Annotated in this window: 15 protein-coding genes and 1 pseudogene; 4 read left to right on the forward strand and 12 right to left on the reverse strand. The window is 37.8% G+C overall.

Annotation, left to right across the window (positions count from 1 at the left end; all coding sequences use genetic code 11):
- The 11 genes and pseudogenes from BACCOP_RS00015 to BACCOP_RS00065 all read right to left on the reverse strand — a co-directional run.
- Nucleotides 1-336, reverse strand: a 336-nt coding sequence (locus BACCOP_RS00015) for an EFR1 family ferrodoxin (RefSeq protein WP_007564739.1), incomplete at its 3' end; no start/stop codon positions are given.
- Nucleotides 337-844: 508 nt separating this feature from the next.
- A pseudogene (gene ltrA, locus BACCOP_RS21270) lies at nucleotides 845-2,253 on the reverse strand (group II intron reverse transcriptase/maturase).
- Nucleotides 2,254-2,737: 484 nt separating this feature from the next.
- Nucleotides 2,738-3,088: a 50S ribosomal protein L20 gene (gene rplT, locus BACCOP_RS00025; RefSeq protein WP_007564746.1), complete on the reverse strand. Its 351-nt coding sequence runs from the start codon at nucleotides 3,086-3,088 to the stop codon at nucleotides 2,738-2,740.
- Between the two features lie 109 nt (nucleotides 3,089-3,197).
- On the reverse strand, nucleotides 3,198-3,395 hold the full coding sequence (gene rpmI / locus BACCOP_RS00030; RefSeq protein ID WP_007564747.1) for a 50S ribosomal protein L35: 198 nt from the start codon (nucleotides 3,393-3,395) through the stop codon (nucleotides 3,198-3,200).
- Nucleotides 3,396-3,475: 80 nt separating this feature from the next.
- Nucleotides 3,476-4,051: a translation initiation factor IF-3 gene (infC, locus tag BACCOP_RS00035; protein ID WP_007564748.1), complete on the reverse strand. Its 576-nt coding sequence runs from the start codon at nucleotides 4,049-4,051 to the stop codon at nucleotides 3,476-3,478.
- A gap of 99 nt (nucleotides 4,052-4,150) precedes the next feature.
- Nucleotides 4,151-6,091, reverse strand: a complete 1,941-nt coding sequence (gene thrS, locus BACCOP_RS00040) for a threonine--tRNA ligase (RefSeq protein WP_007564749.1) — start codon at nucleotides 6,089-6,091, stop codon at nucleotides 4,151-4,153.
- 122 nt (nucleotides 6,092-6,213) lie between these two features.
- Nucleotides 6,214-8,244: a tetratricopeptide repeat protein gene (locus BACCOP_RS00045; RefSeq protein WP_007564751.1), complete on the reverse strand. Its 2,031-nt coding sequence runs from the start codon at nucleotides 8,242-8,244 to the stop codon at nucleotides 6,214-6,216.
- On the reverse strand, nucleotides 8,241-8,795 hold the full coding sequence (gene def, locus BACCOP_RS00050) for a peptide deformylase (RefSeq protein WP_007564753.1): 555 nt from the start codon (nucleotides 8,793-8,795) through the stop codon (nucleotides 8,241-8,243). Before def ends, BACCOP_RS00045 begins: the two co-directional genes overlap by 4 nt.
- A gap of 21 nt (nucleotides 8,796-8,816) precedes the next feature.
- Nucleotides 8,817-9,233 carry a Holliday junction resolvase RuvX gene (ruvX, locus tag BACCOP_RS00055; protein ID WP_007564755.1) on the reverse strand — a complete coding sequence of 139 codons (417 nt, stop codon included), beginning with the start codon at nucleotides 9,231-9,233 and terminating at the stop codon, nucleotides 8,817-8,819.
- A 194-nt stretch (nucleotides 9,234-9,427) separates the two neighbouring features.
- A complete protein-coding gene (locus tag BACCOP_RS00060) occupies nucleotides 9,428-10,375 on the reverse strand; it encodes a PCMD domain-containing protein (RefSeq protein ID WP_083779518.1) in 948 nt (315 codons plus the stop codon).
- A gap of 118 nt (nucleotides 10,376-10,493) precedes the next feature.
- Entirely contained in the window at nucleotides 10,494-10,994 is a 501-nt protein-coding gene (locus BACCOP_RS00065; protein WP_007564758.1) for an SPOR domain-containing protein, read from the reverse strand.
- Nucleotides 10,995-11,214: 220 nt separating this feature from the next.
- Here BACCOP_RS00065 and BACCOP_RS00070 point away from each other — a divergent pair, with 220 nt between their 5' ends.
- The 3 genes from BACCOP_RS00070 to BACCOP_RS00080 all read left to right on the forward strand — a co-directional run bounded on the left by BACCOP_RS00070 (nucleotide 11,215) and on the right by BACCOP_RS00080 (nucleotide 12,145).
- Nucleotides 11,215-11,418, forward strand: coding sequence for a YtxH domain-containing protein (locus tag BACCOP_RS00070; protein WP_007564760.1), 204 nt, complete (start codon nucleotides 11,215-11,217; stop codon nucleotides 11,416-11,418).
- 81 nt (nucleotides 11,419-11,499) lie between these two features.
- Nucleotides 11,500-11,871: a phage holin family protein gene (locus BACCOP_RS00075; RefSeq protein ID WP_040311657.1), complete on the forward strand. Its 372-nt coding sequence runs from the start codon at nucleotides 11,500-11,502 to the stop codon at nucleotides 11,869-11,871.
- Nucleotides 11,872-11,881: 10 nt separating this feature from the next.
- Nucleotides 11,882-12,145, forward strand: coding sequence for a hypothetical protein (locus BACCOP_RS00080; protein WP_007564770.1), 264 nt, complete (start codon nucleotides 11,882-11,884; stop codon nucleotides 12,143-12,145).
- Here BACCOP_RS00080 and BACCOP_RS00085 read toward each other — a convergent pair.
- Complete coding sequence (locus BACCOP_RS00085) at nucleotides 12,142-13,317, reverse strand: hypothetical protein (RefSeq protein WP_007564777.1); 1,176 nt, start codon at nucleotides 13,315-13,317, stop codon at nucleotides 12,142-12,144. The genes BACCOP_RS00080 and BACCOP_RS00085 overlap by 4 nt on opposite strands.
- A gap of 112 nt (nucleotides 13,318-13,429) precedes the next feature.
- Here BACCOP_RS00085 and BACCOP_RS00090 point away from each other — a divergent pair, with 112 nt between their 5' ends.
- Nucleotides 13,430-14,608, forward strand: coding sequence for an ATP-binding protein (locus BACCOP_RS00090; RefSeq protein ID WP_007564779.1), 1,179 nt, complete (start codon nucleotides 13,430-13,432; stop codon nucleotides 14,606-14,608).

Here is a 14,608-nt window from a genome sequence, read left to right on the forward strand (position 1 = left end):
TACAGAAAATCCTGCGTTACATTCCCAACCCTTCTCTTTAATTGCTTTACAAAAAATATCAGCAGTCTTACCTGAATCATCACCGCAAGTACATACAAAAAATACATACTTAGGAGCTGAAGATAGACGAAGCAAAGAAATAAAATCCATCACAATAGTAGGAGGTGCCCATGCATAAACAGGAAAAACAAACCCTAATATTTCTCCTTCTGACAGGGTATATTCTTCTTTCTCAATTTTCACATCTGCTATATCCTCTACCGCATCCCCCAATCTTTTTCCAAGAGATTCAGCCACCCATCGCGAATTACCTGTTCCAGAAAAATAAAATATCATATAAACTGCAATTAAAAATCAAAGGAATCCCTAAAAAGCATGATAAAAAAAATAAAGCGAAGATTATATATCAAATCGATATAAAATCTTTCGCTTACTATAAAAGAAAAGCCGCACCAGAGGCGTGACGAAACTCCGATAAACATGATTTGAGTGCTCTCCCCCTTTGTAATCCACCGGCATAAATGCTACCCGAAGGCGTGGCCCGCCATTGGAAGATGAAGCTGTTCTCGGTATTTCTTATAATTTGATGAGTTTCCCGATTCTGCAAGTGCGGCTTCATTCTTGTATTACAAAAATAATACTTTAATCTGAAAAAACAAAATATTAGTCAGTTATTTTATATGTAGCAGGCACAGACATACTATTATTATCTACAGCAATCTACTCTTAATATTTTCGATAAAATCGAGTAGGAGGTAAACATTAATCATAGGTGTTTATCTCCTATTTTCATGTTCACCGACCTCTCACACCACCGTACGTGCCGTTCGGCATACGGCGGTTCCTATTTTGGGTACCATTCGAGATACGAGCCCATTAAGGTAGGATATCCTGCTTTTCGCAGGCTATCATTATTTATCGCCACTTTCAATATAGGACTGTCAGCGATACGCCAATAACCTTTGCGAGTGTTACCCCATTCACATGCCTTATATTTTTCTATACCGCATTTAATGAGGTTCCCCACCTTGGTCTTGGGTTTCTTCCAAGCTTTCCATATACACATACGTATTCTACGTCTTAACCACTCATCTGTGTCAAGAAGAAAGCGTTTCATATCGGCAAGGTGATAGTATCCAATCCACCCACGTATGTAATCTTTCAGCTTCTGTTTCCTCTTGACGTATCCCCATCCATTGCTACGATTAGTCAGCTCTTTGAGGCTCAATTTCATCTTTGCTTTGGATTTAGGGTGTACTGTAAGGCGATATTTGCCTTTCATTACATAAAAGGAATAACCGAGATACTTCACTCCTCGAACATACGATACTACAGTCTTTTCCTTGTTGACTTTAAGATATAGAGTTCCCTCTATAAATCGGGTTATGGACTCTTTGACTCTTCTTGCTGCCCTTTTGGACTTACAGAATATCATCGAGTCATCGGCATACCGCACAAAAGGAAGTCCTCTGCGTTCGAGTTCCTTGTCCAGCTCATTGAGCATAATATTACTTAACAATGGACTTAGTGGTCCTCCTTGGGGAGTTCCTTCCTCGCTCACTTCGAACAGACCTTTGTTCATTACACCGCTTCGGAGATATTTGTGTATCAGACTGACAACTCTGCCGTCTTTAATAGTGCGGCTGAGAATTTCTATGAGTTTGCTATGGTTCACGGGTATCGAAGAAGCGTTCAAGGTCAAGGTCTACAACGTACGTGTAGCCTGTATTGATTTATCTCTTGGGCTCCTCTCACCGCGTCATGACAACCTCTTCTCGGACGGAAGCCATAACTTCTCCTGGAGAATTGTTTCTCATATATAGGACTCAGAACTTGGTTAATGGCTTGTTGCACCAAACGGTCTACCACAGTGGGGATTCCTAATAGACGCATCTTGCCATTGTCCTTGGGGATTTCTACCCTTTTGACGGGGTTCGGACGGTAAGAACCGTCCATCAAGGAACGGATGAGCGCATCTTTGTTGGCTAATAGCCATAAAAACAATTGTTCACATGACATATTGTCGATACCGCCACAGCCCTTGTTTCCAATCACTGCCTTATAGGATCGGTTTAGGTTCGCAGGACTCAGGATTTGCTCGAAAAGGTGTTCCTTGTCGAATGGTACTTCCACGATGTTGTCTTCACATATCCACATGAAAGTCTGCACTCCCTCATACCATTCGGTTTCCGACCTATCTCTTTGAGGGCAGTCATTAACTTCGGATAATGTTTTCTGCATTCGTTCTTTCATTAGGTATGTTTCAATTACTATCGTTTAATTATTAGGTTCAGTCCTTCGCAAACCTATCGGCTCGTTTGCTACTATGACTTCTGCTGACTTCTCACGGCAAGCTTTACTCCGCTGATTTCGATTTTTTTCTATTTTCATGCGTCCGTGAGACCTCCTCGGATAAGGGTATTAACTTTCAATCTTATGTCTGCTTCATCTACATTAACCGTTCCGAATAGCTATAGGGCTTTGGTTTGGGTAGCAACCTTACCCACGGTTTTTATGCCTTATATGAAGTTTCTGTTCGTCAGACCAGATGTTTGCCGCCAGCTTCTTTCAGATTCCACCTCACGATGGACACCCTTGCTATTGGCTGTATGATTCCCGCTATTAGGGCTCATTGGGGACTTGCACCCGTTAGCTAATACTCATGCCGAGCATACTATACAAAAAAGAGTACCACCTTTTGAGTGATACTCTTTTCTTATACGTTAATCGTTCCTATTTAAGCAGCTTTTGCTTTTGCAACAACAGCCTTGAATGCTTCAGGATGGTTTACAGCTAAATCAGCCAAAACCTTACGATTGATTTCAATACCTGCTTTGTGCAATGCACCCATCAATTTTGAATAAGACATACCTTCCAAACGTGCAGCAGCATTAATACGCTGAATCCACAATGCGCGGAAGTTACGTTTTTTATTCTTACGGTCACGGTATGCATAAGTCAGACCTTTTTCCCAAGTATTCTTAGCAACGGTCCAAACATTCTTTCTTGCACCAAAATAACCTCTGGTTAAACCTAAAATTTTCTTTCTTTTTGCTCTAGAAGCAACGTGATTTACTGATCTTGGCATAGTTTTAATTCTTTTTTGAATGATAGCGCCGATATTTTACAATCGAACTTAAAGCTAATACATTCGGTTGATAATTTAAAATGATACGTTTACGCTTTTTATACTAAGATTACTTCATGCAAAGAAGTTCCTTAACCTGAGCCAGGTTAGCACTATGTACCAATCCTGAGTGTACAAGGTTTCTTTTCTGTTTCTTAGTTTTCTTAGTCAAAATGTGACTGTGAAAAGCGTGCTTTCTCTTGATTTTACCTGTTCCGGTAAGAGCGAATCTTTTTTTAGAACCGGAGTTAGTTTTTACCTTTGGCATCTTATTAAATTTTAATTATTATTACTGAATGGCGGTAACGCACTATACCGGCGCATTACACGCTCTTTTTTCCTATTAAGTTAAGCTTCTTCTGGTTTTGGCGTAGCTGGTTTTACAACTTTTTTAGGAGCTGTAGCCTTTTTAGGTGATAAAGAAATAGTCATTCTCTTACCTTCCAAAAGCGGCATCTGTTCAACTTTAGCATATTCTTCCAAGTCATTAGCAAAACGTAAAAGTAACACTTCACCTTGTTCTTTAAATAAGATCGAACGTCCTTTAAAGAACACATAAGCCTTTACTTTATCACCATCTTGCAAAAAGCCAATAGCGTGCTTTAGCTTAAAGTTATAATCATGCTCATCAGTCTGAGGTCCGAAACGTATTTCCTTCACATTGACTTTTACCTGCTTCGCCTTTTGTTCCTTTGCACGTTTCTTTAACTGATAAAGGAATTTAGAATAATCTATAATTCTACAAACTGGAGGAACAGCGTTGGGTGAAATTTCAACTAAATCAGCATCATGTTCTTCAGCCAATTTCAAAGCCTGAGCTATTGGATATACAGCTGATTCGATATCATCTCCCACAATACGTACTTCTTTGGCACGAATCTGTTCATTGATTCGGTGTTGCCCTTTTAAAGTGTCATTCTTCATTAAAATTCTTTTCTTCCTTGTTTGCTTTTTAAAATTATAAATTATTTTGCCTAATTTCAGAAGCGAAGTAAATACTTTTCTTCCGAAACGGTTGCAAAGTTACCATTTATTTATCATATTATGAACTTCTTCTGCAACATTTTTTGCAAAATCTTCAATTTTCATGGTTCCTTTATCACCTTCTCCCTGTTTACGTACAGCTACTTCACCATTTTCAGCCTCTTTTTCACCAACAATCAGCATATACGGAATACGTTTCATTTCGTTATCACGGATCTTTCTACCGATTTTTTCGTTACGGTCATCCACAATAGCACGAATGTCGCTCTTCTTCAATTCTAAGCGAACTTGATTTGCATAATCATTGAATTTTTCAGAAATTGGTAAAATTGCTACCTGATCAGGAGTCAACCACAACGGGAACTTACCAGCTGTATGTTCAATCAGAACTGCGACAAAACGTTCCATTGAACCAAAAGGAGCACGATGGATCATCACCGGACGATGTTTCTGATTATCTGATCCCATATATTCCAACTGGAAGCGTTCTGGCAAATTGTAATCTACCTGAATAGTACCCAGCTGCCAACGACGTCCAATGGCATCCTTAACCATAAAGTCCAATTTCGGTCCATAAAAAGCAGCTTCGCCATATTCAACTTTAGCCTTTAAACCTTTTTCTTCGCAAGCTTCGACAATTGCCTGTTCTGCTTTTTCCCAGTTTTCATCACTACCAATATACTTCTCGCGATTAACTTTATCACGCAAAGAGATTTGCGCTTCGAAGTTTTCAAGTCCCATAGACTTGAATACAATAGATATAATATCCATAACTCGCAAGAATTCATCTTTTACCTGGTCAGGACGGCAGAAAATATGCGCATCATCCTGAGTAAAGCTACGAACACGAGTCAATCCATGAAGTTCTCCACTTTGTTCATAACGGCAAACTGTACCAAATTCTGCAATACGTAAAGGTAGATCGCGATATGAGCGAGGAGTATTCTTATAGATCATACAGTGATGAGGACAGTTCATTGGTTTCAAGAAGTATTCTTCACCTTCCTCTGGAGTATGAATAGGCTGGAATGCATCCTTTCCGTACTTAGCATAGTGTCCTGAAGTCACATAAAGCAATTTATTACCAATAGGCGGGCACATTACTTCCTGATAATCGTAACGAGCCTGGATACGACGCAAGAAGTCCTGCAAACGGATACGTAACGCTGTTCCCTTCGGCAACCACATAGGAAGACCTTTACCAACAGTATCAGAGAACATGAACAAATCCATTTCTTTACCGATCTTACGATGATCACGTTTCTTTGCTTCTTCCAGAAGTGCAAGATACTCATCAAGCATTTTCTTTTTTGGGAAAGTGATACCATAAATACGGGTCATCTGCTTACGGTCTTCCTGTCCTCTCCAGTAAGCACCTGCTACAGAGAGCAACTTGATAGCCTTAACAGGAGCAGTAGAAGGCAAATGCGGTCCTCTACAAAGATCTGTGAAAGCTCCCTGAGTATAAGTAGTAATATGTCCATCTTCAAGTTCTGAAATCAGCTCACACTTATAAGTTTCACCTCTTTCACCAAACATTTTCAAGGCATCTTCCTTAGATATGCTCTTACGAACCAGTTCTTCTTTCTTTGAAGCCAGCTCTGCCATCTTCTTTTCAATAGCAGGCAGGTCACCTTCTTTTATTACAGCCTCTCCCGGATCAACATCGTAATAGAACCCATTCTCAATAGCCGGGCCAATACCAAACTGAATTCCTGGATACAATTCTTGTAATGCTTCAGCCAGCAAATGGGCACTTGTATGCCAAAAAGCATGCTTACCTTGCTCATCTTCCCACTTATAAAGTACGAATTCAGCATCTTCGTTGATAGGTCTTGTCAAATCAATAGTTTCGCCATTTACAGCACAAGCCAAAACATCCTGCGCTAAACGCGAACTGATACTTTCTGCTATTTGCAGACCAGTTACTCCTTCGTTGTATTCACGAACAGAGCCGTCAGGAAAAGTTATTTTAATCATAATTTTTTGTATTGTTCTATTATTGAATCGCAAAATTAAACAAATAAATGAAGAATAAAGAATGAAGAATGAAGAATTTTAAGCTAGTAGCCGTAAAACCTCCATTCCTCATTCTCTACATTTTATTTATCTTTTGTCTCCGTCACCGAAGTAAAACGTTTTATCACACTATACGCCGAGAATATACCAAGTTCTCCAGCCTTACTCAAATCTTGTATTCCTTGACGATTATTACCCAAAAAGACATTCGTCAGTCCGCGGTTATAATACGCATCAGAAAAGCGAGAATCAAGCTCAATAGCCTTGTTATAATCTACTAATGCAGCATGATAATCCTTCATCACAGCCAAGATATTACCACGATTATAATAAGCATATGTAAAATCAGGAGCCAGACGAATCACTTCATCCAAATCACGACGAATAGCTGCATAATCTAAAACTCTAACTTGCTGTTGACTATTATTATCAACTTTCATCTCATACTCCGCTTCGGTATCACGCTTACGATACTCCAATTGCTTATAATGAATTAGTGCGCGCATGAAATAAGCAGGAAAGAAAGTTGAATCACATTCTATTGCTGCATCCAGATCACTTAATGCGTTATCAAAATCCTGCACCAAATAAAAATCTGTAGCACGAGCATAATAGTGCATCACATTATCCGGGTCTTTTACTATCTTTTCCGTCACCTCATCAATCGATGCAAAATGCAGTTTCACTTGCTCTTCGGTCAATGAAGTTTCGTTATTAATAATCAATAAACGTAATGGCAACACATGACGATTATTCAAATCATCGATGTATTTAGAATAGTTAATTTGTCGTTTTACCTCCTCACCTTTCTCGTAATATGTCAACGCAAACATCGGTTGTGGAAGAATCGTTACATTTCTATCCTGAACACGACCACGATAATCCGTCTTATATTTTGTTGTTTCATCCTCAGAATCAGCTACGATAATTTTACGATAGTTATTCATATTTTTATCCGACTTCTTACGGGTTTTATCATCCGCCGAAGCCGTTTGTTTCTGAGAAGTCTTACCATTCTGAGCATCAAGCTGAGCTTTTAATACCTTAAACTCATCTTCATCCGCGCCCCTCAAATCTCCAATCTTACGACGCGCCTGAGCACGATACTGATATCCAGTCAAGAAGTTAGGATATTCATCTATAACTGCAGTATAATCTTCCATAGCTCCAGAGTAGTCTCCTGTTTTATCACGCAACAAACCGCGATTAAATATTGCCATCATATTATCTGGCTCTACCTTTAAAACAAAATCAAAGTCCTCTATAGCACGATTATCATCACCAACCTGAGCACGTAATAAACCGCGATTATAATGCCCGATAAAATTATTACGGTCAATATCTAATGCAAAATCATAATCCTGCATAGCCCCCCTCAAATTATTTTGATAATAACGAGCCAATGCACGATTAATAAACAAACCTGCACTTCGAACAGATAAACGGATTGCCTCTGTTAAATCAGTTTCTGCATCAGCATATTTTTCGCGCTGCATAAACAACATCCCTCGCGAAGCCCATGTATCAGAATTATAACGATCCATTTCTATGGCTCTATCAGCATCAGTCATGGCCTGAAGGGTATCTTTTTGTTTCAACGAAACCTCTGTACGCATCAAATAGGCATCTGTATAGCGCGGAGCAATGCGAATCAACGTATCCAAGTCTGCTTTTGCCAAAGCATAATCCTCTTCACGCATCCGACATAAAGCCAAATTATGCCACAAACTAATATTCTCTGGATCCAGCTTCAATGCTTTTTCATAATCTTGTATAGCATCTTTAAACTTTTCCTGACGAATACGAGATATACCTCTTATCTGATATGCATTCGGCACAAAAGGATTACGCTTGATAGCTTCGGTACAATCATTTTCAGCACCCTGGTAATCATCCAAATTCATTTTCGCCAAACCTCGATAAAAATAAGGTTCAGCCAAATAAGGTTTAGCATTTATTACCTGATTAAAATACTGAATAGAAAGTACATAATCTTCAAAATACAGAGCGTTTCGTCCAATTGTCATTACCCTATCTGTATTGATCTGAGCATGTAGAGATAATGGCCAATATACACCTATTATATATAATATATATAGAAGCTTTCGAATCATTTTACAGTTTTCACCTTGTAGGCACACCGCGCCTTTCCTTTCAGCATATTATTAAGTTTACCCTTTATCATCTGTTTACGCAACGCAGACAAATGATCAATAAACATTGTACCATCCAAATGATCAAATTCATGCTGCATTACACGAGCCAGATAACCTTCAACCCACTCATCATGAGGATTCATATCTTCATCTAAATAAGTAACATGTATTTTATCAGGACGCTTTACAGCTTCATGTATTCCAGGTAAGCTTAAACATCCCTCCTCCATAGAAACAAGTTCCTCTCCTGTTTCAAGGATATGTGGATTAATATATGCACGACGGAAATCTTTAAACTCCGGCATATCTTCAGACAATACATCCAAATTAATCACTACTACACGGATTGGCAAGCCTACCTGAGGAGCAGCAAGTCCAACACCATCTGCACGATCCATTGTTTCGAACATATTCTGAATCAGTTCTTTCAAATTAGGATAATCTGGAGTTATATCTTCAGCCTCTTGACGAAGAACCGGCTGACCATATACATAAATAGGTAAAATCATTTCTTTTTTATTTTTTAGTTTTTAAATTCTTCTTGACTCGAGATAAGATTGCAAAATAATAGTAGCACTTATTTCATCGACTAATGCCTTATTCTGTCGATCCTTTTTTTTCAGCCCACCAGCCAACATTGTTTGATGCGCTAAAACAGAAGTAAAACGTTCATCAACCAACTGTACCGGCATATCAGGCAGTATCTTTTTCAGGCGATTTATAAAAGGAATAATATTTTTCATGTTTTCAGAATCCTCGTTATTCAATTGTTTCGGATGCCCAATAATGATACACTCTACTTGCTCTTGCTTGATATAATTCAACAAGAAATCCATTAACTGATGCGTGGGTACAGTTGTCAATCCGCTAGCGATAATCTGCAATGGATCTGAAACAGCTATTCCCGTACGCTTCCTTCCGTAATCTATTGCTAAAATTCTACTCATAGTTGCCGACAAAAATACAAAATTTGTCGAATACCGGACATACAGCCAGCAGCTTTTTATATTTTTTCACCACGAAAATAAAAGAGCAACATATATCGCAATAACTTTTGCCATACTTATTAATCAATATTCACCGAATATTTACGACCATATAAAACAAAAAGAGGAAGATCATCATCCTCCTCTAAAATTAATTAATACACTAAGCACACATTATCTATCCAAAATTTATTACCTGGAGATCCGACAAACGCTCCTCCCAAACTAGAAGTAAACTGCAATATCAGATGTGTAGGAGCTTCATCAGAATCTGCCCAGCCATTTTCTTGTATAAGCACACTTTCGCCTTTACTATTTCGCGCATAATATCCTCCAACTCCCAATTTCATGAGTTCTGGATCATAGCTAGAATCATGAGTTATATCACCATACTTTATTTCATAAGTAGCCTTATCATTCCATCCTTCAGTACGGCTATAACGCACAACAGCTGTACCCACACGTTTGGCAATAATATTTCCATTAGCATCTTCCGTACGCTTCTGAAGCAAACAAGTCATAATAGCGCAATCTTGTCCAGGAACAACACTTTTACGACTAAAACCTGTCTGTTTTATACGATTTGCCTCACCAGACATCTGCACCTTATAATCATAACGTACTGCTTTAGGACGAGAAGTAAACTTTACACCAGAATTTAAAGCTTTTTCTCCATCTTTTGTTCCCGTAATAGGTTCCTTCATATCTCCTAAAAACATAGAACCTGAAGCCAATACAGTTATATTAACCAATCCTAATACTTTCACGCTTTCAATATGAGTTTCCAAACGAGCACAATACCCATTTCCCCGACGCTCCGGATAAACACTGGTATTTGTCTTTACAATACCCATAACTTTTGCCATAACATTGGAATTTGCCCAAGGAGATCCACCTTGATTTACGTATGCTTCATTCCCTTCTATTACTTTTGCAGGCCCTACCTCATATAATAATTTAGTATCACCTCCAATTACACCCGATTCATGTATCTTACGTGTAACCCACTGATCCATATTACCATATTTCAAAGGCACAACTTTTTCTTGTGCATACGCAATAAAAGGGAAAGCTATGAGAGCCATCACAGCTACTAGTTTCATTTTCATAATTACTACATTATTCATTTTTGCCGAACAAAGGTACAAAAAAAAGCGATAGCCTAAATGCTATCGCTTCAAATACGCTTTATAGAATAATATTTCTTACTTATCGGCCATATTAATTAACTCTATACAGCAACCATGCTCCCTGGAAATCTTTACGATTTGGGTATTTTGCTTTAAAAGCATCTCTAGCACGGGCAGCTTCGCTACGAGTATCAAAAGACTCTACGATAACACGATACATGTTATTTTGAGCATTATAAACAACCTTTGCATTATAACCCTCATTATCCATTTGAGCCTTCAAGCCATCTGCGTTCGATTTAACACCGAAGCTACCGCAAACCACGCTATATGCTCGAAGTCCTTCACCTGATACCAATTCTACCTTTTCTTCACGTACTGGAGCTGAAGTTACAGGAGCTACAGGAGCAGTTTCTACCGGAGCTACAATTTCTGCAGGAGCTTCTGTAGTAGTGCTAGCAGCCGAAGCATCAGCTAACTCTTGCTGTTTAGCTTTTTCGTAAGCTTTCTTGTAAGCACTTTCACTTGATTTGCAGGAAGAGAATGCTAAAGCAACGCATAATCCCATTCCCAATACAACGATCTTTTTCATGTTGACTGAAATTTTATTTAAGTTTATTGTTCAATTTTCAGCATTTCAAAATTTACTTGCAAAAGTAGTAATATAAAAGCACCTGATAGTACTTATAATATTAAAATCTGTTAATATCCAAATAGGATTAGCAGCAATAAAAGTTTTTTCCGCACAAAAGAAATAATATCTCAAAGATTTACTTATATTTGTAAATGTAATAACAATAAAGACCATACTTATGAAAGCATTAAACGTAGTAGCTGCATTCTTAGGTGGACTAGCATTAGGAGCAGCAGCAGGTGTTTTATTCGCACCAGAAAAAGGTGAAGATACTCGTAGCAAAATTGCAGAACTTTTACGTAAAAAGGGAATCCGACTGAACCGTGAAGAAATGGATGATTTGGTAGACCAAATCGCATCAGAAGTAAAAGATGCAGAATAACCGAATTAATGAAAACTAAAGGCAGACTTTTACAGAAACGAATGAAAAAGTCTGCCTTTCTTCATCTAAAAACCAATGCCTATGTTTGCTAATGATAAAAGCATCGACAATCTAACTGAATTATTTAAAGAAGTAAAGAAATATCTAAAATTACAAGGAGAATATGCCAAGTTAGACTTAGTAGAAAAGCTAACTATTCTGTTATCTACTCTGACCCTTATATTTGTCCTTATTATATTAGGCACAATGGCAGCATTCTACCTTTCTTTTATGCTGGTATATGTATTAGCATCGGCTACAGACAGTTTAGTTGCCGGATATGCTATTATAGGCGGAATACTCATATTACTTGCGTTTATAATTTACAGATTGCGCCAAAAATTAATATTTCAGCCAATGGTTAATTTTTTAGCAAGATTATTTTTAGATGACTCTTCCAACAACTCACTTTAAGTTTCAAACAATGAAAACAGAACAGCCTATTACATACAGTATTGAAAGTATCAGAGAACGTAGACTTGCCAAACAAAAAGAATTGAAACTTTCCAAAGACCGAATGCATAATCTGTCACAACAATTATTTATCCCTCAGCAAGGTCAGAACAAAATAGACAGCTTAATGCAACAAATCAATATGGGTATTGCTGCATATGATGGTTTAATGACCGGTATCAAAATATTACGTAGAGTACGGGGATTCTTTGGAGGAAAGAATAAAAAATATTAAATCCTGTCTAGTAACAAAAATGCATGATAATGCGTATCCTGCTTCACAGGAGTAAGAGGCATATATCCTTCAGCGAGTTTACCATCGCATAAATGCAATTTATAAGTTGCTTTCATTTGACAAAATGCATCCCAAGCCTCTCCATCTTCAGAATAATATTTCACAATATACTTACCATGGCTTAAGCAATGCACATAACGATTGAATATCGTATGTGATACGACTCCCATATTCATACGCAAATTAATCTCTACACAAGGATGAAGTAAATATCTTCCATCTTCTAAACAGATCATCATATCTACTCCCAAGAATCCACAATAATCTTTATTCAACAGCGAGGCAAGACTTCCTTCCATAGTCCGGCAAACATTATCAAAAACCTCATCAGGTATATACTGCGACAGAATCTTTTTTATCTGTCCATCTGATAATAAAAAATTCCCCTTGTAGTTTCCATGTGCGTCAGTATCAAACAGAGAGTAGCCAACAAAACTAACACTACCATTTCCGTCCGCATAAAACTCCATTGCAAAATCACATACCTTATTATATAAAGGTTCTACCATAATTTCGCCCTGCACCCGCAATACACGCGACACCCATCCCTCAGCAGAGTCATTCCATTCCTTAGAAGACACATACATAATACCTCTTCCACTTCCGGACCACGGAGCTTTTAAGACACATCTTTCCAAAGAAGTAATATACTTTTTCACTTGGGTCATAGAATTACATGTCATTGCCTTACCACATAAACCATCCATGCGCGAAAAGCTCTCCAATATTTTCACACAACATTGCCGTCCAGAAAGTACTCTTATTTGCCCCATCTGCATATCCGACAAAAGAAAGCTATCATTTACCCCAGCCTTCCTTAAAGTATAAAGCAAAGAAGGACTCCAGCCCCATGGTTTATAAGGCATATTTTCCCATTCAGCACTCCATATTACATCAGGAAGAAAATCTGACGCCGGACACTGTTCTCTCCACAAAGACACACGTGACAAGGAGTCTACTTTTATCGTACTTCCTTCTGGTGCATACCATGCGGGAAGCACAGATAAATCATTCGCCATACGAATTATTTCAGAAGGAGCTTTATAATAAGGAGTAAAATTGGCTAAAGCCATATCATTTTCCGGGTTAAAGAGATAAATTTCGTTTCGCATAAAAATACCTTTTTTACAAGATACAAAGTTAACGTAAAAAAGAATATTTTGTCAACTCCAGTTTGCAAATTGATGAACTATTACTATATTTGCACCGAAGAAACAGAGATTCATGGAAGTATTTTACAGAACACATAATTATTTGGTCGAACATACCAATGCCCCTGTGCGACGCGACCTGATGGATGAAATAGATTGGAGTGCTCGCTTGATAGGTATCAAAGGTACACGAGGAGTAGGTAAAACAACATTCTTATTGCAATATGCAAAAGAAAAATTTGGTTTTGATCGCTCATGTTTGTTCGTAAACATGAATAACTTCTATTTCTCTCAATGCAGTCTGGTCGATTTTGCCGGCGAATTCGTTAAGCGAGGAGGTAAAGTGCTGCTTATCGACCAAGTATTCAAGTTGCCTCATTGGAGTCATGATTTGCGTACTTGTTATGAACACTACCCTAATTTAAAAATTGTTTTTACGGGTTCTTCTGTAATGCGCCTGAAAGACGAAAATCCAGAGCTGAATGGAATTGTCCGTTCCTACAATCTACGCGGATTTTCATTCAGAGAGTTCTTAAATCTCCAAACAGGCAATCATTTTTCTTCTTATTCATTGGAAGAAATATTGAATAACCACGAACATATAGCTAAAACAATATTACCTCACACAAATCCGCTTAACTATTTTCAAGACTACATACATCATGGATTTTATCCTTTTTTTCTGGAAAAAAGAAACTTCTCAGAAAACTTATTAAAAACCATGAATATGATGATAGAAGTAGACATACTTCTTATCAAACAAATTGAACTAAAATATCTATCCAAAATAAAAAAATTATTATATTTGTTGGCAGTGGATGGTCCAGTTGCCCCTAATGTCAGTCAACTGGCTACCGACATACAAACCTCTCGTGCTACAGTAATGAACTATATCAAGTATCTTGCCGACGCACGACTCATAAATATGGTTTATCCCAAAGGTGAGGTCTTCCCCAAAAAGCCGGCTAAAATCATGATGCATAATACAAATCTGATGTACAGTATTTATCCGGTAAAAGTAGAAGAGCAAGATGTTCTGGAAACATTTTTCGTTAATTCACTATGGAAAGACCATAAAGTAAACAAAGGAGAAAAAGGAACATCTTTCATAGTAGACGAAAATTTAAACTTCCGCATTTGCAATGAAGGATATAAGTTCAAGAACAATCCTAATATCTATTATGCCATGCATAAATCAGAATTAGGACATGGAAACCAAATACCTTTATGGTTGTTCGGTTTTCTTTATTAA

This window comes from Phocaeicola coprocola DSM 17136 (genome assembly GCF_000154845.1).
Lineage (GTDB): Bacteria > Bacteroidota > Bacteroidia > Bacteroidales > Bacteroidaceae > Phocaeicola > Phocaeicola coprocola.